We start from the raw sequence: 22,671 nt of genomic DNA on the forward strand, positions 1-22,671 counted from the left end.
GACGGCCACGAGCACACGAAGGGGGCGCGCGGATGACCGACACCAACCTGCGGATCGACGGGAACACCCTGCGGCTGCCGGACGGGGCGGCGGTGCGGTTCATCCGTACGCTGCGGCTGCCGGAGACGGGCACGCACGCCCTGCCCCCGGGCCTGGGCGAGTTCCCGGTACGGCGGGTCGCGGACTACGCGGACTCGGTGCCCGAGGCCTGGCGGGCGCGCGGCGGTGTGATGCTTCCGGTATATCTGCGGGAAGCCCTGTGGCTGAGCTTCGCGGGTACGAAGGAGCCGGCCGCGCTGCAGGTGGGTGTCGGCAAGGTATGCGCGGTCTCGGGCCGCCCGTGGAGCGACCGGCTGGCCCGCTCGCCGCAGAACTACGTGGTGCTGCCCCGGCAGCGCTGGCTGGACGGCATCAACTCCGGCAAGGGCACGGTTCGCCAGTTCGTGGCCGTGCCGCTGGGCCTGGGCGCGACGGTGGAGGGCCAGGTCACCGGCGAGGAGGTGTGGGGCGGCGTCCAGCTGCAGTCGTTCCCGCTCGGCGAGGGCGCGCCGGCCCGGTGGCGCCGGGCGGAGCAGGAGCGGCTGGCGCGGCAGCGGGCGGAACTGGCCGCCCGGCCGCCGGCCCCCGCCGAGGGTTACGGCGCCGCACACGCCATGGCCGCGCCGCCGTACGCGCCGAGCACGGCCCCCACGGGGTTCCGCGGCGCGCCCCGGCCCGCCGCGGCGATGGGTCTCGGTGTCGGCGGTTCCCTGCGGCAGGAGGTCTACCAGGACGATCGGCCGCTGACGGACTGGGCCGAGCAGCCCTCGGGGCGGGTGTTCGTCCACCTGGTGACGCCTCCCGAGTGGCGGCGCATCACGGGCGAGGCGCCGCCTCCGTCCCCGGTGGACCGGGCCGCCTACACCAGGGCGGGGCTGCCCTGGTTCGACTACTACGACCAGGACGCGCAGGACCTCGGCCCGGCCGACCCGCTCCAGTCGGTGAAGCCGGTCGGTGACTGGCTCGGGGACGACCACGAGCCCTGGCAGTCGCCGTCGCCGCCCCAGGTGAAGCAGCTCGGGGACGCGCCGGGCAAGCTGGTGGAGGACGGTGACTGGTAGCCGCCGGGCGTCGAGGGCAAGGGCGGGGCCGGTCGTGTATCAGGCTCCCGCCGTCCAGTGCGCGGGACGGGTGAGTGTCCCCGGCAGCGTGGTGCCGGCGCTTCCCCGGGCCGCGTTCAGCTGTGGCTGGGTGAGAAAGAACGCCCCGGTGAGATCGGCGTCCGTGAGGTCGGTGTCGCGCAGGTCGGCGCCGATCAGGTCCGCGCCCCGCAGGTCGGCGCCGGTGAGGTCGGCGGCGATGAGGTAGGCGCCGCGCAGACTCACTCCGCGCAGGTCGGCCCCCTTGAGGCGGGCGCCCATGAGATCGGCGCCCCGGCGGTCCTTCCGGCGCCCGCGCACCCCGGACCGGGCCAGTTCGCTGGCCTTCAGCAGCAGCACGTTGACGTCCTGCCGGTGCGCGCCCACGTCCAGCTCCCCCAGGTTCTGCGGGGTCTCCCGGGTGAGCCGCTCCGTCGTCTCCAGCGCACGACGCAGGTCCGCGTGCACGGGACGGGCCGCGGGTAGGGTGAGCGCCTCGGTCAGGTACCACAGCAGCTCGTGCAGCTGCCGGACGACCGGGAAGACGTCGAACATGCGGCGGGCCCGCTCCGGTGGCCCGGTGCGCCAGTCCTCTCCGCCGAAGGTGACCTGCGAGACCTTCTGCCCGGCGCCGAAGCAGTCGTACACCGTGCAGCCGCTGAATCCCTCCTGCCTCAGCCGCGCGTGGATACCGCAGCGGTGGTCCTCGCGCAGGTTCCGGCAGGGCCGGCCGGCCTGCTTGTCCACCGCGAAGGCGGCGGAGGCGGTGAACGGCAGCGCGACGCAGCACAGACCGAAACACTGTGCGCAGTCACCGCGCAGTTCGGGGCGGCCGCTCTTCGGTTCCGACATGCCGTTCAGCATACGGAACGCGGGACGGGTGCCGGACCGTACCCCCGTCGGCCGGGCTCATCCCGTGAGGCCGGGCACCTCCAGACGGTCGAGCCGCTCGGGGTCGGCGAGGATGTACATGCCGGTGATACGGCCGTCGATGACGGTGACGGCCATGACCGAGTTGAGCCGGCCCTCGACCACGCTGATGAGGCCCAGGGAGTCGTTGACCATGACCTGCTGCGCGGCCGCGGTGTACCGGGCGAACATGAGCGCCGACTCGGCGACCGCCCTCGCGCCCTGGAGCGCCTTGGACACGGCGGCACCGCGGACCAGGGTGCCCGCGTCCGCCCTGAGGGTCACGTCCGGGTGCAGGACGGCGACCAGTGCGTCGAAGTCACCGCCGCGTGCGGCGGCCATGAAGGCGTCGAGCACCTGCTTCTGCCGGCCGAGGTCGGGATCGGACGACGGGGTGGCGTCCCGCACCCGGCGGCGGGCGCGGCTGGCGAGTTGCCGGGTGGCGGCCGGGCTGCGCTCCACCACCGGGGCGATGTCGTCGAACGGCACGGCGAACATGTCGTGCAGCACGAACGTCAGGCGCTCGTCCGGCTCCAGGTTCTCCAGAACCACCAGCAGGGCCACACCGACCGAGTCGGTCCGCAGGGCCTCCTGTTCCGGGTCGGTCGGTGCGAGGGATCCGATCACCGGGTCCGGGACGAAGGTCTCGTCGATCGGCTGCTCCCGGCGCGCGGTGCGCGACCGCAGCAGGTCCAGGCAGATCCGGCCGGTCACGGTGGTGAGCCAGCCGCCGAGGTTGGCGATGGTGCCGGGGTCCGTCCGGCCCAGCTTCAGCCAGGCTTCCTGAACGGCGTCGTCCGCCTCGGCCTGCGAGCCGAGCATGCGGTAGGCGACCGCTGTGAGATGCCCGCGGTGCGCCTCGAAGCGCTGGGCCAGCGCGTCCCGGCCACCCGCGTCCGCACCCGCGTGCTCCGCTCCCACTCCGACGTTCCCGCCTGTCGCATCCATGCCGTCACCCGTCACCGTTTCCTGCCTCCCTTGCTCCGCTCCCCCGCCGGCCCGGCGCGCTCTCCCCCGTCACCGGGAGAGCAGCTCGAAGGCGACCGCGGGCCGGCCGCCGAACCGCTTGCCCGTCTCCCTGACGTTCCCCGTCAGGAAGCCGCGCACGTATTCCTCGGGATCCTGGTCGGTCAACGCCTGGATGTAGGCGCGGTGTTCCAGCAGCGAGCGCACCGCCCTGTCCAGGCCGTCCGTCGCGTCCACGGCGTGGGTGGGGGTGCTGGAGCCCGCCACCGCGACCCAGCGGACCCCGGTCCAGGGTTCGAGACCCTGCTCGGTCAGTTCCGGGAAGATCCACCGGTTGCCGGCGTCACCGGCCGCGTCGAGCACCGCGCGTCCGATGGCCACATGGTCCGGGGTGTTCCAGAAGGTGCCGCCCCAGGTGTCCCGGTGGTTCAGGGTGATCACCAGCTCGGGGCGATGGCGGCGGACAGCGGCGGCGATGTCCCGGCGCAGGGCGGTGCCGTACTCGATGACGCCGTCCCGGTGGTCCAGGAACTCCACCGTCGACACGCCGACCACGGCCGCGCCCGCCCGTTGCTCCCGCTCCCGGAGCGGGCCGCACTCGGCGGGGTCCAGGGTGTCGATGCCCGCCTCGCCGCGGGTCGCCAGCACATAGGCGACCTCGCGGCCGGCGTCGGTCCAGGACGCGATCGCCGCTGAGCAGCCGTACTCCAGGTCGTCGGGATGGGCGGCCACGGCCAGCGCGCGCTGCCAGTCGTCGGGCATGGGGTCGAGCTGAGCAGGTGTCACCTCGGTCATGCCCGCAGACTAACCCCCACCACCGACAACGCCCCGGAACGCGCACGGTGCACGCGGTGCACGGAACGTCCGGGGCGCGCGGGCTCACACCTCGTCGCGGGCCATCGCCAGCAGCCGGTCCAGTACGCGGGGGCCGCCCGCGCGGATGCCGTCGTGCTCGAACTCGTCGGTGACCCAGGTGCGCAGGCCGCGGATCGCCCGCGCGGTGCGCAGCGAGTGGGCCGTGTCGACGTACATGTCGTCATGGTAGACGGCCGCCACGGCCGGGACCTCGTTGGCGGCGAGGCGGGCCGGGTCGTACAGGGGGGCCCAGTCGGTGCGGGCGGCGAGCAGTTCGGCGGTCTCGCGCAGCGGGCGCAGGGCGGGGTCGCAGTCGAACATCCAGGGGTGCACGGACTCGCCGGTGAACAGCAGGGGCCCGTCGCCCGCGAGGGCCTTCGCCGCGTCGAACCGCGGGAACTCGGCCCGGACCCGTTCGGCCGACCAGGCGGTGGGCCGGGCGTCCTGGCCGTAGATCGGCTCGTGGATGAGTGCGTACAGGGGGTGGCCCGCGTACGAGAGCAGGCCCTGTGCCTGTTCCTGGAACGCGTCGGAGAGCGCCGGGCCCGCCGGGGTGGGGACGAAGGCGTCCTCCAGGAGGTGGTGCAACTGGTGGCTGCCGTCGCCGCTGCCCAGCGTGCGGCCCAGGGACTGGAACGCCTCGACGGTGAGCCGGTAGCCGTTCGGGAGGACGACCTCGTGGTCGAGGAGATGCTCGGCGATGCGACGGGCGCGTTCGACGTCCTGCGGATAGCGGGCGTAGTGGGCGGCGACCTTGCGCTCGATGCGCGGGTAGGCGGCCCGGTAGACGTCGTCGGCGTGGGCGTCCAGGGAGGGCAGGCCGCCCGTGATCACGGCGGTGTCGAGGCCCTCGGGTGCCGTGGACAGGTAGGCGACGGTGCAGAAGCCGCCGAAGCTCTGGCCGAGGACGGTCCAGGGTGCGCCGCCGGTGACCTGCGGGCGGATCGCCTCGCAGTCGCGGACGATCGCGTCGGAGCGGAAGAGGGAGAGGTAGTCGGCCTGCTCGGCGGGGCCGCCGCGCAGCGGGAGCGTCTGCCGGTTGGCGGGGGTGGAGCTACCGGTGCCGCGCTGGTCGAGCAGCAGGACGCGGTACTCCTTCAGGGCCCGGCCGAGCCAGGACGGCTTCCCGACGAATCGGTTCGCCCCGAATCCGGGGCCGCCCTGGAGGTACAGCAGCCACGGCAGGTCCTGCCCCGCCCGGTCGCCGGCGACGACCTCCCGCGCGTACAGCTCGATCGTCTCGCCCGAGGGCACGTCATGGTCGAGGGGGACGGTGAAGCGGCGGTCGGTGAGGACGACGCCGGGCTGGCGGTAGCTGACGGTCAACGGGGCTCCCGGGACGAACGGACGGTCGGGCCGCGACCCAGTTCAGCACATGTCCGCCCGGTCATTGCACCCGGGATCCCGACCTGCGCGCGGGACCCGCTGGTCAGCGCGCCGACAGGCTGGAGCGCCGGACGACGAGTTCCGGGCGCAGCACGACCCTGCGGTGTTCGTGGGGCGCGGCCGCGGCCCCGGTCTCCGTCTCCTCGAGCAGCAGTTCCGCCGCCAGGGCGCCCATGGTGACCGCGGGTTGCCGTACGGAGGTGAGGGGGACGGCCGCGGCGGCGGCGAACTCGATGTCGTCGTAGCCCACGATCGCCAGGTCGTCCGGGACGCCGACCCCGGCCGCGTACATCGCCTGGAGCACGCCGAGGGCGAGCAGGTCGTTGGCGCAGAAGACGGCGGTGGGGCGGTCGGCGAGCCCGAGCAGCCGCGCGCCCGCGTCCCGTCCGGCGGCGACGTCGAGCCGCTCGGTGGGCAGTTCGCGCAGCGCTTGTGGGCCGAGTCCGGCCTCGGCGAGGGCGTTCAGCGCGCCGGTGCGCCGGTCCCTGACCTGGTTCAGACCGGGCGGCCCGCTGACGTAGGCGAGGGACCGGTGCCCCGCGTCGACGAGGTGCCGCACGGCCAGCGCACCGCCGGCGACGTCGTCCACGGAGACCGAGCACTCGGTGGTGCCCTCCGCGACCCGGTCGACCAGGACGAAGGGGATGCCGTGCCGGCGGAAGGCCTCGATGTTGCGGCCGGTGGCGTCGGCCGGGGTGAGCAGCACGCCCCGTACCCGCTGCTCGGCGAAGAGGGAGAGGTAGTCGGCCTCCTCGCTCGCGCTCTGTGCGCTGTTGCAGACCATCACGCCGAGGCCGGCCGCTCGCGCGGCGCGTTCGGCGCCGCGCGCCACGTCGACGAAGAACGGGTTGCCCATGTCGAGGACGAGCAGGCCCATGATCCGGCTGCGGCCCGCGCGCAGTTGCCGGGCGGACTCGCTGCGGACGTAGCCGAGCCGGTCGATGGCGGACAGCACCCTGGCCCGGGTCTCGGCGGCGACCGTGTCCGGGCGGTTGATCACGTTGGAGACCGTGCCGACGGAGACTCCGGCGACGCGGGCGACGTCCTTGATACCCACCGACTGGGCCATCGGGCAGGGACCTCCGAGGAGACGAGGGGCGAAAGGCGAGGGGGCGGCCGGTGGTCGTTCACATTACCGGTCCGGCCGCCCCACGGTCGGCGGTGCCGGTGGTGGCGACGGCGGGGCCCGCGTCGTTGCGCCAGGTGCGGCCCCGGTCGTCGGAGTGGACGTAGCCGGTGTCGTGGTTGGTGATGCCGCCGGGGCTGCACATGACGGCGCCGTTCTGCTCTCGCCAGGTGAAGAAGGCGTGCAGGCGGCCGTTTCGGTCGTGGTCGATGCCGTGCAGGTACACGTTGCGGGCGGTGGAGGAGCCGTGCTCGCTGCGGTAGGTGCCGGTGGAGGCGGTCCACTCCCCCAGCGCCGTCCAGCGGGTGCCGTCGTACTCGGCCAGCGCGTTGCGACCGTTGCCCGAGACGCCGGCGCGGTAGCTGAGCTGGAGCCGGCCCTCGGGGGTGGAGACGAACTGCGGGTAGGTGAACTGCGAGGTGAGGGCGAGGCCGTCGAGCGTGGACTGCGGGGCGCCGAAACGGCTCGCGGTCCAGGTCGGCCCGGTCCTTCCAAGAGCCCGGCGGACTTGACGTGGGTGAAGCCGTCGGTCCGGTCCGGGGAAGGCCCATGGAGATGACGTTTTGACATCCTCCCTTGGCTGAAGCCGAGGGATTCCAGGCCTTGCAGACTGAGGTTCACGGGCGCTCGAACCCTTACGGGCCGTCACCCCTCCGGCGTGTCCCGCCGCGACGCGTGCGATGCTCATCCGTGCGCTTGCTCGGTTATCGCCGAGCACGGATTCGACTGTACTGACCGCCTCGGAATGCGTCCCATCGCCCTGGTGGCGAGGGGGCGTTCCCGGTCCGGCCGGCCGGGAAGCCGTATTCGCCCCAGCCCTGAGAGGCCGAGCCCTCTGCGGTTCGCCTGCGGCAACGGCACCTGCCACGGCGCCGGCCAGCAGGGTGCGTCGTCTCATCGCGGAGGACTCCGTTCTCAGGCGAGGTGGAAGACTTCGGTGAGCGGTTTCATCGCCTCGTCCGGGCGGGCGCCGTCGAGGGTCTCGAAGAGGGGGGCCATCTCCGCCTGCCAGCGGGTGTTGACGTCGGTGGCCTCCATGGCGGAGCGGGCGGCCTCGAAGTCCGGGGTCTCGAGGTAGCCGACGAGGAGGCCGTCGTCGCGCAGGAAGAGGGAGTAGTTGTGCCAGCCGGTGGTCGAGAGCGCCTCGCGCATCTCGGGCCACACGGCGGCGTGACGTTCGCGGTACTCGGCGATCCGGTCCTGGCGGACCTTGAGCAGGAAACAGACGCGCTGCATGAAGTACCGCTCCTTCAGCGTTCCTTCAGTGAATGTTGACGGAGTCTCAGATTCAGTCATGCACCGGGCAGTTGGAATGAAAGACCCAACTCAGAAGTCGAAGTCGTCGATGTTCTTCGCGTTGAAGACGGTGGGCTTGCCGAGGTTGATCACGCCGTCCTTGCCGAGGGTGTACTCGCCCATCGCGCCGGCTTCGAAGGTCTCGCCCTCCTTGCCGGTGATCTGGCCGGAGGACAGGGCGACGGCGGTGCGCGCGGCGAGTTCGCCGAGCTTGGCCGGGTCCCACAGCTCGAACGCCTCGACGGTGCCGTTCTTGACGTACTTGCGCATGTCGTTGGGGGTGCCGAGGCCGGTCAGCTTGACCTTGCCCTTGTACTTGGAGCCGGACAGGTACTGGGCGGCTGCCTTGATGCCGACGGTGGTCGGGGAGATGATCCCCTTCAGGTTCGGGTACTCCTGGAGCAGGCCCTGGGTCTGCTGGAAGGACTGCTGGGCGTCGTCGTTGCCGTAGGCGACCTTGACCAGCTTGATGTCCTTGTACTTGGGGTCCTCCAGTTCGTCCTTCATGAACTCGATCCAGGCGTTCTGGTTCGTCGCGGTCTGCGCTGCGGACAGGATCGCGATCTCGCCCTTGTAGTCGATCTGTTCGGCGAGCAGTTGGACCTCGGTCCGGCCCAGGTCCTCGCCGCCGGCCTGCGAGACGAAGGCGTTGCGGCAGTCGGCGGTGGTGTCGGAGTCGTAGGTGACGACCTTGATGCCGTTCTTCATGGCCTGCTTGAGCGCCGTGCACAGCGCGCCGGGGTCCTGCGCGGAGACGGCCATGGCGTCGACCTGCTGCTGGGTGAGCGTGTTGACGTAGGAGACCTGGCCGGCGGTGTCGGTGGCGCTGGAGGGGCCGACCTCCTTGTAGCTGGAGCCCAGTTCCTTCAGGGCCTTCTCGCCTCCCTTGTCGGCGCTGGTGAAGTAGGGGTTGTTGACCTGCTTGGGCAGGAAGCCGACGGTCAGGCCCTTCTTGGTGGGCGCGTCGGGGTCGGCCTTGCCGGCCGTGGCCGCCGAGCCGCCGCCCTCGTTCTTGACGTCGTCCTTGGTGGTGCCGCCGCAGGCGGTGGCGGCCAGGGCGAGGGAGGTGACGGCGGCGAGGGCCGCACAGGTCCGGCGGAGGGAGGACTTGCGCATGGTGGGTTCCTTACGGGCGAGGAGGATTCACGGGGTCGGGGTGGGTGCCTTGGACACCGGTGGTGGGGCGGCCCGGCGTCCGGCACGTGCGGCGGAGATCTGCCGTGCGACGCGCGGGCCGAGCACGGAGACGACGAGCAGGACGCCGGTGACGACGATCTGCGACTGGGCGGAGACGTTGACGAGGCTCATGACGTTCTGCAGCGCGCCGAGCAGGAAGACACCCGCGATCGCGCCGCCGAGGGTGCCCTTGCCGCCGTCGAAGTCGATGCCGCCGAGCAGCACGGCGGCGACGACGGAGAGTTCGAGGCCGGTGGCGTTGTCGTAGCGGGCGCTGGCGTAGTGCAGGGCCCAGAAGACGCCGGTGAGGGAGGCCATCAGGCCGGTCAGCGTGAACAGGATCAGCTTCTGCCGCCTGACCCGGATGCCGGCGAAGCGGGCGGCCTCCTCGCTGGCGCCGATGGCGAACAGCGACCGCCCGAAGGGGGTGGCGTGCAGTACGACCACGGCGATCGCGAGCAGCACCAGGAACGGCAGCAGCGCGTACGGGACGAAGGTGTCGCCGATGCGTCCGGCGGCGAAGTCCAGGTACTGCGCGGGGAAGTCGGTCACCGCGTCGGAGCCGAGCACGATCTGTGCGATGCCCCGGTAGGCGGCGAGGGTACCGATGGTGACGGCGAGGGAGGGCAGTCCGAGCCGGGTGACGAGCAGGCCGTTGATCAGGCCGCAGACGACACCGATGAGCAGGCAGACGGGGATGATCGTCTCGATGGTCATGCCCTGGTTCCACAGGGCGCCCATGACCGCGCCGGACAGACCGGCGGTGGAGGCGACGGAGAGGTCGATCTCGCCGGAGACCACGAGCAGCGTCATGGGCAGGGCGATCAGCGCGATCGGCAGGGTGTTGCCGATCAGGAAGGACAGGTTGAGCGCGTTGCCGAAGCCGTCGACGGTGGTGAAGGACAGCAGCAGGACCACGACTAGCAGGGCGCCCACGACCGTGTCCCAGCGCACGGAGGGGGAGCGGCGGACGGCGCGCGCGAGAGCGGAGTCAGCCATGGCGGGCGTTCCTCTTCTTCAGGGCGGCGGCCACGCGCAGGGCGACGATCCGGTCGACCGCGATGGCGAGGATGAGCAGGATGCCGTTGATGGCGAGTACCCATACGGAGCTGACGCCGAGGGCAGGCAGAACGCTGTTGACGGAGGTCAGCAGCAGCGCGCCGAGGGCGGCGCCGTAGACGCTGCCGGAGCCGCCGGTGAAGACCACGCCGCCGACCACGACGGCGCTGACGACGGTGAGTTCGTAGCCGGTGCCGGTGCCGGAGTCGACGTTGCCGAACCGGGCCAGGTACAGCGCGCCCGCGAGTCCGGCGAGGGCGCCGCAGAAGGTGTAGGCGGCGAGGATCCGCTTGCGTACGGGGATGCCGGCGAGCCGGGCGGCCTCGGGGTTGGAGCCGAGTGCGTACAGCTCGCGTCCGCTGCCGAAGTGCTTGAGGTAGTAGGCGGTGGCCACGAGGACGGCGAGGGCGATCAGGGCCAGGTAGGGCACGGCCGAGATGCCGCCGGAGCCGAAGTCGACGAATCCGGCGGGGAGATCGGCCGCGGTGATCTGGCGGGAGCCGACCCAGACGGAGTCGATGCCGCGGATGATGTAGAGGGTGCCGAGGGTGACGACGAGCGCGGGCACCTGGCCGAGGCTGACGAGCAGTCCGTTGAGCAGTCCGAAGCCGATGCCGAGCAGCACCGCCAGCGCGACGGCGACGACCGGGTTCCCGCCGCCCTGGAGGTAAACCCCGGCGGCGAAGGCGGAGATGCCGAGCGTGGAGCCGACGGACAGGTCGACGTTGCGGGTGATGACGACCAGCGCCTGGCCGGTGGCGACCAGGACCAGGATGGTCGCGTTCAGCAACAGGTCCTTGATGCCCTGCTCGGACAGGAACTCGCTGTTGCCGGCCTGGGTGACGGCGATCATCACCAGGAAGACCAGCAGGATGGCGAGTTCGCGCACCTTGAACACGCGGTCGACCAGCCGGGTGCCGCTGGACTTCGGCACCTCGACGACGGGGGTGGGGTCGGGGCTGACGACCGTCATGCGGCCCTCCCCGTGGCTGCGGCCATCACGGTTTCCTCGGTGGCGTCGGTGCGGGGGATCTCGGCGGTGAGCCGGCCCTCGTGCATCACCAGCACGCGGTCGGCCATGCCGAGGATCTCGGGCAGGTCGGAGGAGATCATCAGCACGGCGACACCGTCGGCGGCGAGCTGGGAGAGCAGCCGGTGCACCTCGGCCTTGGTGCCGACGTCGATACCGCGGGTCGGCTCGTCCACGATCAGCACCTTGGGGCCGGTGGCGAGCCACTTGGCGAGGACGACCTTCTGCTGGTTGCCGCCGGAGAGCGTGTTGACGGTGTCGGCGATCCGGGCGTACTTGACGTGCAGCTTGACCGCCCAGTCCAGGGAGCGGCTGCGTTCGGCGCCCCGGTCCATCAGGCCGGCGCGGACGGTCGTACGCAGTCCGGTCAGGCCGATGTTGCGCTCGATGGACATGTCCATCACCAGACCCTGGGCGCGCCGGTCCTCGGGGACCAGGGCGAGGCCCGCGGCCATGGCGGTGGACGGGGCGCCGTTGGTGAGCGCGCGTCCGTCGATCTCGACCTCGCCGGCGTCCCAGCGGTCGATGCCGAACACGGCGCGGGCCACCTCGGTGCGCCCGGCGCCCACGAGCCCGGCGAGGCCGACGATCTCGCCGCGGCGGACGTCGAAGGAGACATCGGTGAAGACGCCCTCGCGGGTCAGCCGGCGCACGCTCAGGGCGATCTCGCCGGGACGCACCTCCTGCTTGGGGTACAGCTCCTCGAGGTCGCGGCCGACCATCCGGCGCACCAGGTCGTCCTCGGTCATGCCGTCCAGCGGTTCACTGGCGATCCGGGCGCCGTCGCGCAGGGTGGTGACCCGCCCGCAGATCTCGAAGATCTCCTCCAGGCGGTGGGAGATGAACAGGACCGCCGCGCCCTGTTCGCGCAGGGTGCGCACGACGCCGAAGAGGCGGGCGACCTCGCTGCCGGTGAGGGCGGCGGTCGGCTCGTCCATGATCAGGACGCGGGCGTCGAAGGAGAGCGCCTTGGCGATCTCGACGATCTGCTGGTCGGCGATGGACAGGCCGCGGGCCGGGCGGTCTGGGTCGAGTTCGACGCCGAGCCGCCGCATCAGGGCGGCGGTCGCGGTGCGGGTGGCCTTGTGGTCGATCCGGCCGAGAGCACGCCTGGGCTGTCGGCCCATGTAGATGTTCTCGGCGATCGACAGGTCGGGGAAGAGCGTGGGCTCCTGGTAGATCACGGCGATCCCGGCTTCGCGGGCGTCGCCGGGTCCGTGGAAGAGGACGGGCGCGCCGTCGAGCAGCACCTGGCCGGCGTCCGGCCGGTGCACTCCGGCGAGCGTCTTGATGAGGGTCGACTTGCCTGCTCCGTTCTCTCCGGCGAGGGCGTGCACCTCGCCGGGGAACAGGTCCAGGGAGACGTCCCGCAGGGCACGGACCGCGCCGAAGGACTTGGAGATGTCCCTCAGTGCGAGAACCGGGGCGGCCGGACCCGTGTCGGACGGGTGGGTCATGAGGGCTCCTCGACGACGTCCGGCAGGGCGGCCCTCGCGGCGTCGTGAAAGGTTTCAACTGGGTTGCCGGGACGTTAGGCGCGCGGCGCATGTCACGTCAATGGGTCCCGGTCGAAAAAGTTTCGACAGCTTCGGATCACCCCCTGGTCACGAAGGGCGGTCTGGGCCGGAGGGGTTGACACCCCTTCGGGGGCGCCATAGCTTCCCGTACTGAATCGTTTCACTCCGTGGTCGATAGGACCCGATGTCACAGGAGCCCTGACGTGACCGAGCTCGCCGCGGCGAAGGCCGCTCTCAAGACACAGGCAGTCGAGACGCCGTCGTGGGCGTACGCCAACTCGGGGACCCGTTTCAAGGTGTTCGCGCAGCAGGGCGTGCCCCGCACTCCGCAGGAGAAACTGGACGACGCGGCCAAGGTGCACGAGTTCACCGGGGTGGCGCCCTCCGTGGCGCTGCACATCCCGTGGGACAAGGTCGACGACTACACCGCGCTGGCCCAGCACGCCGAGGACCGCGGTGTGCGGCTCGGCACGATCAACTCCAACACCTTCCAGGACGACGCCTACCGGCTCGGCAGTGTCTGCCACCCGGACGCGGCGGTCCGCCGCAAGGCCGTGGACCATCTCCTCGAATGCGTCGGCATCATGGACGCGACCGGTTCGACGGACCTGAAGCTGTGGTTCGCCGACGGTACGAACTATCCCGGTCAGGACGACATCCGTGCCCGGCAGGACCGGCTCGCCGAGGCTCTCGCGGAGGTGTACGAGCGGCTCGGCGAGGGGCAGCGGATGCTGCTGGAGTACAAGTTTTTCGAGCCGGCGTTCTACACGACGGACGTCCCGGACTGGGGCACCGCGTACGCGCACTGCCTGAAACTCGGGCCGCGCGCCCAGGTCGTCGTCGACACGGGTCACCACGCGCCGGGCACCAACATCGAGTTCATCGTCGCGACACTGCTGCGTGAGGAGCGGCTGGGCGGGTTCGACTTCAACTCGCGCTTCTACGCCGACGACGACCTGATGGTGGGCTCCGCCGACCCGTTCCAGCTGTTCCGGATCATGCACGAGGTGGTGCGCGGGGGCGGGTTCACGTCCGGGACCGCGTTCATGCTCGACCAGTGTCACAACATCGAGGCGAAGATCCCGGCGATCATCCGGTCGGTGATGAACGTGCAGGAGGCCACGGCGAAGGCGCTGCTCGTCGACTCGGGGGCGCTGGCCGCTGCTCAGGCCTCCGGCGATGTGCTGGGTGCCAACGCCGTGCTGATGGACGCGTACAACACGGATGTGCGGCCGTTGCTGCGGGAGGTGCGCGAGGAGATGGGGCTGGACCCCGACCCCGTCGGGGCGTACCGGCGGTCCGGGTGGGCCGAGAGGATCGTCGCGGAGCGGGTGGGTGGGGAGCAGGCGGGGTGGGGGGCGTAGGCGTCTGCTCGTTTTCTGTTCGTCGCGCACTGCGGGCCGGATGTGGCTGGTCGCGCCCACGCGGTGGTAGCCGCACATTGGCACTTTCCCGCGCCCCTGGAGGGGCGCGCTTTCCCCTGCGTCTCTTGGATAAGGACTGAGGTTCATGTCTACCCACCCCGAAGCCGCCGCCCTCCTCGCCCGTTCCCACCGGCTCGGTGCCGACCCCCGCAACACCAACTACGCCGGCGGGAACACCTCCGCCAAGGGCACCGCGACCGATCCCGTCACCGGGGGTGAGGTGGAGCTGATGTGGGTCAAGGGATCCGGTGGGGATCTCGGGACGTTGACCGGGGCGGGGCTCGCCGTGCTGCGGCTGGACCGGCTGCGGGCGCTGGCCGACGTCTACCCCGGAGTCGAACGTGAGGACGAGATGGTCGCCGCGTTCGACTACTGCCTGCACGGCAAGGGCGGTGCGGCGCCCTCGATCGACACGGCGATGCACGGGCTGGTCGAAGCCCCGCACGTGGACCATCTGCACCCCGACTCCGGCATCGCGCTCGCCTGCGCGGCCGACGGGGAGAAGCTGACCGCCGAGTGTTTCGGTGACACCGTCGTATGGGTGCCGTGGCGACGGCCCGGTTTCCGGCTCGGCCTGGACATCGCCGCCGTGAAGGAGGCCAACCCGCGGGCCGTCGGGTGCGTCCTGGGCGGGCACGGGATCACGGCGTGGGGCGACACGTCCGAGGAGTGCGAGCGCAACTCGCTGCACATCATCCGCACCGCCGAGCGGTTCCTCGCCGAGCGGGGCAGGCCGGAGCCGTTCGGGCCGGTGCTCGACGGGTACGAGCCGCTGCCCGAGGCCGAGCGCCGGGAGCGGGCCGCGGCTCTCGCGCCGTACATGCGGGCCGTCACCTCGCAGGACCGGCCGCAGGTCGGGCACTTCGACGACTCCGAGGCCGTCCTGGACTTCCTGGCACGTGCCGAGCACCCCAGGCTGGCCGCGCTCGGTACCTCCTGCCCGGATCACTTCCTGCGCACCAAGGTCCGGCCGCTCGTCCTCGACCTGCCGCCGTCGGCCCCGACGGACGAGGCCGTGGCCCGGCTGAAGGAGCTGCACGCCGCCTACCGCGAGGAGTACGCCGCCTACTACGCGGCCCACGCCCAGCCCGACTCCCCCGCCATGCGCGGCGCCGACCCGGCGATCGTGCTGGTGCCGGGTGTGGGCATGTTCAGCTTCGGCAAGGACAAGCAGACCGCCAGGGTCGCCGGCGAGTTCTACCTCAACGCGATCAACGTGATGCGCGGTGCGGAGGCGGTCTCCTCCTACGCGCCGATCGAGGAGTCGGAGAAGTTCCGCATCGAGTACTGGGCCCTGGAGGAGGCGAAGCTCCGGCGGATGCCGAGGCCGAAGCCGCTCGCCACCCGGGTGGCGCTGGTGACCGGGGCCGGAAGCGGGATCGGGAAGGCGATCGCGCGGCGGCTGGCGGCCGAGGGCGCCTGTGTCGTCGCGGCGGACCTGAACGGGGACAACGCGGCCGCGGTTGCCGAGGAACTGGGCGGCCCGGACAAGGCTGTCGCTGTGAGAGTGGACGTGACGTCGGAGGAGCAGATCGCGGAAGCGTTCCGGGCCGCGGTGCTCGCGTTCGGCGGGGTCGACCTGGTGGTGAACAACGCCGGGATCTCCATCTCCAAGCCGCTGCTGGAGACGTCCGCGAAGGACTGGGACCTTCAGCACGACATCATGGCCCGCGGTTCCTTCCTCGTCTCCCGCGAGGCGGCCCGCGTGATGATCGCGCAGGAACTGGGCGGCGACATCGTCTACATCGCGTCCAAGAACGCGGTGTTCGCCGGTCCGAACAACATCGCCTACTCGGCCACCAAGGCCGACCAGGCCCATCAGGTGCGGCTCCTTGCCGCCGAGTTGGGTGAGCACGGCATCCGGGTCAACGGCGTCAACCCGGACGGGGTGGTGCGCGGCTCGGGCATCTTCGCCGGCGGGTGGGGTGCGCAGCGGGCTGCGGTGTACGGGGTGCCGGAGGAGAAGCTGGGCGAGTTCTACGCGCAGCGCACGCTGCTCAAGCGGGAGGTGCTGCCCGAACATGTCGCGGCCGCCGTCTTCGCGCTGACCGGCGGTGACCTCACCCACACCACGGGCCTGCACGTCCCGGTCGACGCCGGCGTCGCCGCCGCGTTCCTGCGATGAGCACTGGTGCACGGCCGTACGCGGCGGTCGACCTCGGCGCGTCCAGCGGGCGCGTCATGGTCGGCCGCGTGGGCCCCGACAGCCTGGAGCTGACCGAGGTCCACCGCTTCGCGAACCGGCCGGTGCGGGTGCCCGAGGGGCTGCGCTGGGACGTGCTCGGGCTGTACGCCGGAGTGCTGGAGGGGCTGCGGGCCGCGGGCGACGGGCTCGCGTCCGTCGGTATCGACAGCTGGGCCGTGGACTACGGCCTGCTGGACGCGGACGGGGCACTGCTGGGCAACCCGGTGCACTACCGCGACCGCCGTACGGACGGGGTCGCGGAGAAGGTGTGGGCGCGCGTCCCCGCCGGGGAGCTGTACGCGGCGACCGGTCTGCAGTACGCGCCGTTCAACACGCTGTACCAGTTGACGGCAGCCTGCTCCACCGCCCAACTCACCCAGGCCAGACGGTTGTTGCTGATCCCTGACCTGCTGACGTACTGGCTCACCGGTGAGCAGGGAACGGAGCTGACCAACGCCTCGACCACACAGCTGATCGACCCGCGCACCCGCGACTGGTCCCATGAGGTCGCGAAGCGGCTGGGCATCGACCTGTCCCTGTTCGCGCCGCTGCGGCACCCCGGGGACCCGGCCGGGGAATTGCGGCCCGAGGTACTGGAGGAGACCGGTCTGGCGGGGCCCGTTCCGGTGACGGCGGTCGGCTCGCACGACACGGCGTCCGCGGTGGCCGCCGTCCCCGCCACCGGCGAGCGGTTCGCCTACATCTGCACCGGCACCTGGTCTCTGGCCGGCCTCGAGCTGGACGCCCCGGTCCTGACCGAGGAGAGCCGCGCCGCCAACTTCACCAACGAGCTGGGGCTGGACGGCACGGTCCGCTACCTGCGCAACATCATGGGCCTGTGGCTGCTCCAGGAGTGCGTACGGGCCTGGGGCGAACCGGATGCTCTGGGGGCGCTGCTGCTGGAGGCGGCGAAGGTGCCCGCGCTGCGGTCGGTGGTGGACGCCGGGGACGCGGCGTTCCTGGCGCCGGGGCGGATGCCGGAGCGGATCGCCGAGGCCTGCCGGGTCTCGGGCCAGCCGGTGCCCGCCTCCCCCGTCGAGACCACCCGCTGCATCCTCGACTCGCTCGCGCTCGCGCACCGCAGGGCCGTCGAGGACGCCCAGCGTCTCGCCGGGCGGTCGGTCGATGTCGTGCACATCGTGGGCGGCGGCACCCGCAACGCCCTGCTGTGCCAACTGACCGCGGACGCCTGCGGGTTGCCGGTGGTGTCCGGACCGACCGAGGCGGCCGCCCTGGGCAACGTCCTCGTGCAGGCCCGTGCGCACGGCCCGGCCGGCGACCTGGCCGGGATGCGGCGCCTGCTCACCCGTACCCAGCTCCTGACCCGGTACGAACCGCGCGGCGGCACGCGGCGGTGGGAGGCCGCGTGGGCCCGGCTCGCCTAGGACCCCCGCCCGAAGGGATCAGGCCGAACCTCTGCGGGCCCGGTCGTGGGTCTCCCCCGCGCGAGCGACCGCGCACTACCCTGCACTCACCCGATGATCGATCCACAAGGAGCCGCGATGCGTGTCGCCCTGTTCCTGACCTGCGTCAACGACACGCTCTATCCCGACACCGGGCGCGCGGTGGTGAAGCTGCTGACCCGGCTCGGCGTCGAGGCCGACTTCCCGATGGCGCAGACCTGCTGCGGGCAGGCGCACTACAACACCGGGTACCGGCACGAGGCCGAGCCGCTGGCCCGGCATTTCTCCGAGGTCTTCGGGGACTACGAGGCGATCGTGACGCCTTCCGGGTCGTGCGGGGCGATGGTTCGGGAACTGTATCCGCGGATGGGCGAGCGGGCCCGTGCGGAGGGACGCGGGGACGGCCTCGCGGCCACGCTGGCGCCGGTGGTGCCGAAGACGTACGAACTAACCGAGTTCCTGGTGGACGTGCTGGGGGTGACGGACGTCGGCGCGTACTACCCGCACACGGTGACCTACCACCCGACCTGCCACGGGCTGCGTTCCCTGGGACTCGGCGACCGGCCCCGGCGTCTCCTGGAGGCCGTGAAGGGGCTGGAGCTGGTCGAGCTGCCGGGGGCCGAGGAGTGCTGCGGCTTCGGCGGCACGTTCGCGCTGAAGAACCCCGACGTCTCCGCGGCGATGGGCGCCGACAAGGTGCGCAACGCCGAGTCGACGGGCGCCGAGGTGCTGTGCGCGGCGGACAACTCGTGCCTGATGCACATCGGGGGGACGATGACCAGACTGCGGACCGGCATGCGGCCGGTGCACATCGCGGAGATCCTGGCGCGCACGGAAGAGGAGGTGGCGGCCGTATGAGCGGAACGTTCGTCGGAATGCCGGCCTTTCCCAAGGCCGCGCGGGAGGCGGTGCGCGACACCACCCTGCGCGGCAACCTCCGGCATGCCACGCACACCATCCGGGCCAAGCGGGCGAAGGCCGTCGCCGAGGTGTCGGACTGGGCACAGCTGCGGGAGGCCGGCAAGCTGATCAAGGATCGGACACTCCGTCACCTCGACGCCTACCTCCTGCAGTTGGAGGAGTCGGTGACGTCCGCGGGCGGTACGGTCCACTGGGCCGCCGACGCCGCCGAGGCCAACCGGATCGTGACCGGACTCGTCAAGGAGACGGGCGAGTCGGAGGTCGTCAAGGTCAAGTCGATGGCCACGCAGGAGATCGAGCTCAACGAGGCCCTGGAGGCGGCGGGCATCCGCGCCTACGAGACCGATCTGGCCGAGCTGATCGTTCAGTTGGGCAAGGACCGGCCCTCGCACATCCTCGTCCCCGCGATCCACCGCAACCGCGGGGAGATCCGGGACATCTTCGCCCGCGAGATGAGCGGCTGGGGCCGCCCGGCGCCCGAGGGCCTCACCGACACGCCCGCCGAACTCGCCGAGGCCGCGCGGCTGCACCTGCGGGAGAAGTTCCTGCGTGCCAAGGTCGGCATCTCCGGGGCCAACTTCATGGTCGCCGAGACCGGCACGCTGGTGGTGGTGGAGTCCGAGGGCAACGGGCGGATGTGCCTGACCCTGCCGGAGACGCTGATCTCGGTCGTCGGCATCGAGAAGATCGTCCCGACCTGGCGGGACCTGGAGGTGTTCCTACAGACCCTCCCGCGCTCCTCGACCGCCGAGCGCATGAACCCGTACACGTCCACCTGGACCGGCATCACCGACGAGGACGGCCCGCGCGCCTTCCACCTGGTCCTGCTGGACAACGGCCGCACCGACACCCTCGCCGACGAGATCGGCCGCCAGGCGCTGCGCTGTATTCGCTGCTCGGCCTGCCTGAACGTCTGCCCGGTCTACGAGCGGGCCGGCGGCCACGCCTACGGCTCCGTCTACCCGGGCCCGATCGGCGCCATCCTCAGCCCTCAACTGCGGGGCACGGCAAGCGAGATCGACGCCTCCCTGCCGTACGCCTCGTCGCTGTGCGGGGCCTGCTACGAGGTGTGCCCGGTCGCCATCGACATCCCCGAGGTGCTGGTGCACCTGCGGGAACGGGTCGTCCAGGGCGGGCCGGCCGTCCGGCACGGCAACCGGATCGTGCTGAAGCCGGCCAAGGGGCACGCCGCCGAGCGCGCGGCGATGCGGGTGGCGCAGTGGGCGTTCACGTATCCGGGCGCGCTGCGGACCGGACAGCGGCTGGCGTCGCGCACCCGCCGCTTCCATCCGCGCACCCTTCCGGGACCGGGGCGGGCGTGGAGCGGGACACGGGCCCTTCCGCCGGTCCCTGCCGAGCCGTTCCGGGACTGGTGGCAACGTACGCACGGCGGGAAGGACGGCGCGAAGTGAGCAGCAGGGAACGCGTTCTGGGCCGGGTGCGACGCGCCCTCGCGGACGTGCCGAAGGACGACACCCCGTACGAGCAGGCGGTCGCCCGGGAGTATCTGCGCGAGCACGGGCAGCGGACCGTCGCGGAGACGATGGACCTCCTCGCCGAGAACCTGGCGGACTACCGGGCGATCGTGCACCGCACGGACTTTGAGGAACTGCCTTACCTCATCATGCGCTTGCTCGCAGAGCGCGGATCCCGGTACGTGCTCGTACCGCCCGGTCTGCCACCGCAATGGATGTCGGCCGCCGATGCCACGCGGGTCCACGACCGTGCCGTAAGCACGCCGCACGAGCTCGACGAGGTGGAAAGCGTGGTCACGGGCTGTGCCGTCGCCGTGGCCGAGACCGGCACGATCGTCCTGGACGGCTCGCCCGACCAGGGCCGCCGCCGTATCACCCTCGTCCCCGACCATCACATCTGCGTCGTCCGCGCCGCCCAGGTCGTCCCCTCCGTCCCGTACGCCCTCGAACGCCTCGACCCGACCCGCCCGCTCACCTGGATCTCCGGCCCGTCGGCGACCAGCGACATCGAACTCGACCGGGTGGAGGGCGTCCACGGCCCACGCACCCTGGAGGTCGTCCTGGTCGACTGATCCCTTCCCGGCTCGCGAGGGTGTCGATCGCGGCGGCGGCCCGGTGGGTGCTGCGTTCCCCGGCGGTGCGGGCGGGCCGGGGCGGGCGCACAGGCCGCGTGAGCGAGTGACAGGAGGGGTGAACAAGCGCTTGGATGGGAGGATCCGGCGGCATCGACTGGGCCCGCACCCTGCTGGCGCTCGGCGCCGGCACACTGGACGAGACGGTCGTACGGGACAGCCTGGGTGTGATCCTCAAGCACCAGGACGACATCCTGAAGGCTGAGGCCAAGCTCGACCTGGACGCCGTGTGAACGCCACCGCGGACCTCACCGCCCGGCTGACCGGCCTCGTCGGCGCGCTCCGCGCGCACGGCGTGCGCATCGGCACCGGTGAGACCGTGGACGCGGCACGGGCGACCCGGGAACTGGGGCTCGCGGACCGGGCGTTGCTCCGCGAGGGCCTGGCCGCGACCCTGCTGCACACCACGGGCCAACGCCCGGTGTTCGACGCGGTCTTCGACCTGTACTTCCCCCGCCGGGTCGGCACACCCGAAGGCCCCGCGGACCGCGCGGATCGTGCGGATCTGCGCGAGCGGCTGGCGGCGGCGCTCGCCGCCCATGACACGGCGCTGATGGCCCGGTTGGCGATGGAGGCGGTCGACGGCTTCGGCGGATACGGGAGTTCACCGGCGTCGGACAGCTGGTCGTCGCACCAGACGCTGGACCGGCTGCGCCCGCAGACGCTGCTCGCGCGGGTCCGGGACGGGGTACGGGCCCGGGACGGCGCGGCGGGGTTCGGCGACCGGCTGCTGGAGGACGAGATCCGGCGCCGCATCGAGGAGTTCCGCCGGATGGTGGCCGCGGAGGCACGGCGCCGGGTCGCCGAACGGCGGGACCGGGACGAGATCGCCCGGCGTGCGGTGGCCCCGACGGCCGACCGCGTCGACTTCCTGTTCGCCGGGAAGGACCGGCTGGCCGAGCTGCGCCGGACGGTGCGGCCGCTGGCCCGGAAGCCGGCGACCCGGCTGGCCGCCCGCCGTCGCAGGGCCGCCCGCGGCAGCATCGACCTGCGGCGCACCCTGCGTGGTTCCCTGTCGACGGGCGGGGTGCCGATGCGTCCCGTGCTCTCGTCATGGGAGAGCTAGTCGGCGGCCTTCGCGTAGCTCTGGGCCATGGCGCCCGCGAAGTCGTACACCACGACCTGTTCCTCGCCGACGACCCAGGCGTCGTGGCCGGGTGTGCAGACGAAGACGTCGCCGGGGCCGACCTCGCTCTCGGCGCCGTCGTCCATGCGGATGCGCAGGCGGCCCTGGAGGACGTAACCGTTGTGGTGGATCCGGCAGCTCGGCGTTCCGGCGATCGGTCCGCCGCCGCCGACCGGCGCGATGAGCGCGTCGTCATGCGTTGCCTCCGGGGTGTCGTCAGCCACTGGACCAACGGCCCAGAATACTGACCGGGCTGTCTCCGGCCGGGTGCGGTGCCACCGCCCGGCCGGAGGAAGGCCCTCACATGTCGTCGGCCTCGCCCAGCCACCGCGTCAGCGAGCCGCGGGCGCGGGCGACCCGCGAGCGCACCGTGCCGATCGGGCAGCCGGTGACGAGGGCGGTCTCCGCGTAAGAAAGACCGAGCATCTGCGTGAGGACGAACGCCTCCCGCCGGTCGTCGGGGAGCGCGTCCAGCAGTTCGGCGAGGACGACACCGTCGTCGAAGCCCGGCAGATCACGCGGCTGGTTGCGTTCGACGACCGTCTCCCAGTCCGCCGCGTCCGACAGGCGGGGGCGGACGGAGCTGTGGCGGATGCCGTCGATCACGGCTCGGCGGGCGATCGCCAGCAGCCAGGTACGGGCCGAGGATCGGCCCTCGAACCGGTGCAGGCTGCTCAGGGCCCGCAGGAACGTGTCCTGAGCCAGGTCGTCGGCGCTCTGCGGGTCGGCACCGAGGAACGTCACGTAGCGGCGGACGTCCGGGTGCAGAGCACGTACGAAACGCTCCACGGCCTCGGTGTCTCCGCCGCGGGCGGCGAGCGCCCAGGCGGTGATCGACTCCTCTTTCAGCTGTTTCCGTGGGGAAAGCAGGGCAACAGTGCTCACCTTCGACTGTCCTTCCGGGAGTTCCGGCACCGGCAGCCGAATCCGCGTCGGCGCGTCGCGCCATCGGCGTACGCGGGCAGCGGTACGGCGTGGCCGTGTCCGCGTGACACCGCGGGCGCGACCGGCTCGGCAGGCGCGACGGCCGACGGCTCGATGGCCCGACGGGTGCGACACGGCGGTGC

At 71.9% G+C, this 22,671-nt stretch carries 18 protein-coding genes and 4 pseudogenes; 9 read left to right on the top strand and 13 right to left on the bottom strand.

The genetic code is table 11. The annotated features are described in order from the left end of the window. Positions 1 to 32: 32 nt before the first annotated feature. Positions 33 to 1,100 (top strand): hypothetical protein, encoded by a 1,068-nt coding sequence (locus ACFPZI_RS01590; protein WP_381357068.1) that lies wholly within the window; start codon positions 33 to 35, stop codon positions 1,098 to 1,100. Between the two features lie 39 nt (positions 1,101 to 1,139). Here the strand turns inward: ACFPZI_RS01590 and ACFPZI_RS01595 are convergent, their stop codons facing one another. From ACFPZI_RS01595 to ACFPZI_RS01645, 11 genes and pseudogenes are all read right to left on the bottom strand, one after another. Beyond that, entirely contained in the window at positions 1,140 to 1,982 is an 843-nt protein-coding gene (locus ACFPZI_RS01595; protein ID WP_381357070.1) for a pentapeptide repeat-containing protein, read from the bottom strand. Between the two features lie 45 nt (positions 1,983 to 2,027). Then, positions 2,028 to 2,975: an RNA polymerase sigma factor SigJ gene (sigJ, locus tag ACFPZI_RS01600; protein WP_381357073.1), complete on the bottom strand. Its 948-nt coding sequence runs from the start codon at positions 2,973 to 2,975 to the stop codon at positions 2,028 to 2,030. 69 nt (positions 2,976 to 3,044) lie between these two features. Then, positions 3,045 to 3,788 (bottom strand): PIG-L deacetylase family protein, encoded by a 744-nt coding sequence (locus tag ACFPZI_RS01605; RefSeq protein ID WP_381357076.1) that lies wholly within the window; start codon positions 3,786 to 3,788, stop codon positions 3,045 to 3,047. Between the two features lie 84 nt (positions 3,789 to 3,872). After that, positions 3,873 to 5,174: an alpha/beta fold hydrolase gene (locus tag ACFPZI_RS01610; protein ID WP_381357078.1), complete on the bottom strand. Its 1,302-nt coding sequence runs from the start codon at positions 5,172 to 5,174 to the stop codon at positions 3,873 to 3,875. 103 nt (positions 5,175 to 5,277) lie between these two features. Further along, the gene (locus ACFPZI_RS01615) at positions 5,278 to 6,303 is read right to left on the bottom strand and encodes a LacI family DNA-binding transcriptional regulator (RefSeq protein WP_381357080.1); all 1,026 of its coding nucleotides are present in this window, start codon (positions 6,301 to 6,303) and stop codon (positions 5,278 to 5,280) included. A gap of 76 nt (positions 6,304 to 6,379) precedes the next feature. Then, positions 6,380 to 6,891: pseudogene (locus tag ACFPZI_RS01620) on the bottom strand (BNR-4 repeat-containing protein); the annotation flags it as partial. A gap of 384 nt (positions 6,892 to 7,275) precedes the next feature. Beyond that, the gene (locus tag ACFPZI_RS01625) at positions 7,276 to 7,596 is read right to left on the bottom strand and encodes an L-rhamnose mutarotase (protein ID WP_381357083.1); all 321 of its coding nucleotides are present in this window, start codon (positions 7,594 to 7,596) and stop codon (positions 7,276 to 7,278) included. Between the two features lie 90 nt (positions 7,597 to 7,686). Then, on the bottom strand, positions 7,687 to 8,772 hold the full coding sequence (gene rhaS, locus ACFPZI_RS01630; RefSeq protein WP_381357085.1) for a rhamnose ABC transporter substrate-binding protein: 1,086 nt from the start codon (positions 8,770 to 8,772) through the stop codon (positions 7,687 to 7,689). A gap of 27 nt (positions 8,773 to 8,799) precedes the next feature. After that, positions 8,800 to 9,831, bottom strand: a complete 1,032-nt coding sequence (locus ACFPZI_RS01635; protein WP_381357087.1) for an ABC transporter permease — start codon at positions 9,829 to 9,831, stop codon at positions 8,800 to 8,802. After that, positions 9,824 to 10,864, bottom strand: coding sequence for an ABC transporter permease (locus tag ACFPZI_RS01640; RefSeq protein ID WP_381357090.1), 1,041 nt, complete (start codon positions 10,862 to 10,864; stop codon positions 9,824 to 9,826). The genes ACFPZI_RS01635 and ACFPZI_RS01640 overlap by 8 nt, the downstream gene beginning before the upstream one ends. After that, positions 10,861 to 12,378, bottom strand: coding sequence for a sugar ABC transporter ATP-binding protein (locus ACFPZI_RS01645; RefSeq protein ID WP_381357093.1), 1,518 nt, complete (start codon positions 12,376 to 12,378; stop codon positions 10,861 to 10,863). Before ACFPZI_RS01645 ends, ACFPZI_RS01640 begins: the two co-directional genes overlap by 4 nt. Before the next feature lie 263 nt (positions 12,379 to 12,641). Here ACFPZI_RS01645 and rhaI point away from each other — a divergent pair, with 263 nt between their 5' ends. The 8 genes and pseudogenes from rhaI to ACFPZI_RS01685 form a co-directional block, all read left to right on the top strand. Further along, a complete protein-coding gene (gene rhaI / locus ACFPZI_RS01650) occupies positions 12,642 to 13,802 on the top strand; it encodes an L-rhamnose isomerase (RefSeq protein WP_381357095.1) in 1,161 nt (386 codons plus the stop codon). Between the two features lie 145 nt (positions 13,803 to 13,947). Then, entirely contained in the window at positions 13,948 to 15,987 is a 2,040-nt protein-coding gene (locus ACFPZI_RS01655; RefSeq protein WP_381357098.1) for a bifunctional aldolase/short-chain dehydrogenase, read from the top strand. Continuing rightward, positions 15,984 to 17,432 carry a rhamnulokinase gene (locus tag ACFPZI_RS01660; protein WP_381357101.1) on the top strand — a complete coding sequence of 483 codons (1,449 nt, stop codon included), beginning with the start codon at positions 15,984 to 15,986 and terminating at the stop codon, positions 17,430 to 17,432. Before ACFPZI_RS01655 ends, ACFPZI_RS01660 begins: the two co-directional genes overlap by 4 nt. Before the next feature lie 117 nt (positions 17,433 to 17,549). Continuing rightward, positions 17,550 to 18,308: a (Fe-S)-binding protein gene (locus ACFPZI_RS01665; RefSeq protein ID WP_381357103.1), complete on the top strand. Its 759-nt coding sequence runs from the start codon at positions 17,550 to 17,552 to the stop codon at positions 18,306 to 18,308. Then, positions 18,305 to 19,783, top strand: coding sequence for a lactate utilization protein B (locus ACFPZI_RS01670; RefSeq protein ID WP_381357105.1), 1,479 nt, complete (start codon positions 18,305 to 18,307; stop codon positions 19,781 to 19,783). The genes ACFPZI_RS01665 and ACFPZI_RS01670 overlap by 4 nt, the downstream gene beginning before the upstream one ends. Further along, complete coding sequence (locus ACFPZI_RS01675; RefSeq protein ID WP_381357107.1) at positions 19,780 to 20,418, top strand: LutC/YkgG family protein; 639 nt, start codon at positions 19,780 to 19,782, stop codon at positions 20,416 to 20,418. Before ACFPZI_RS01670 ends, ACFPZI_RS01675 begins: the two co-directional genes overlap by 4 nt. A gap of 152 nt (positions 20,419 to 20,570) precedes the next feature. Further along, positions 20,571 to 20,711, top strand: a pseudogene (locus ACFPZI_RS01680) (AAA family ATPase); the annotation flags it as partial. Next, positions 20,708 to 21,526: pseudogene (locus tag ACFPZI_RS01685) on the top strand (hypothetical protein); the annotation flags it as partial. The pseudogenes ACFPZI_RS01680 and ACFPZI_RS01685, both read left to right, overlap by 4 nt. A gap of 14 nt (positions 21,527 to 21,540) precedes the next feature. Here the strand turns inward: ACFPZI_RS01685 and ACFPZI_RS01690 are convergent. Together ACFPZI_RS01690 and ACFPZI_RS01695 are read right to left on the bottom strand one after the other, a co-directional pair. Continuing rightward, a pseudogene (locus tag ACFPZI_RS01690) lies at positions 21,541 to 21,765 on the bottom strand (cupin domain-containing protein); the annotation flags it as partial. Positions 21,766 to 21,904: 139 nt separating this feature from the next. After that, positions 21,905 to 22,489 carry a sigma-70 family RNA polymerase sigma factor gene (locus ACFPZI_RS01695; protein WP_381357110.1) on the bottom strand — a complete coding sequence of 195 codons (585 nt, stop codon included), beginning with the start codon at positions 22,487 to 22,489 and terminating at the stop codon, positions 21,905 to 21,907. Positions 22,490 to 22,671: the final 182 nt, after the last annotated feature.

It is taken from the genome of Streptomyces chlorus (assembly GCF_042655885.1).
In the GTDB taxonomy this organism is placed as follows: domain Bacteria; phylum Actinomycetota; class Actinomycetes; order Streptomycetales; family Streptomycetaceae; genus Streptomyces; species Streptomyces chlorus.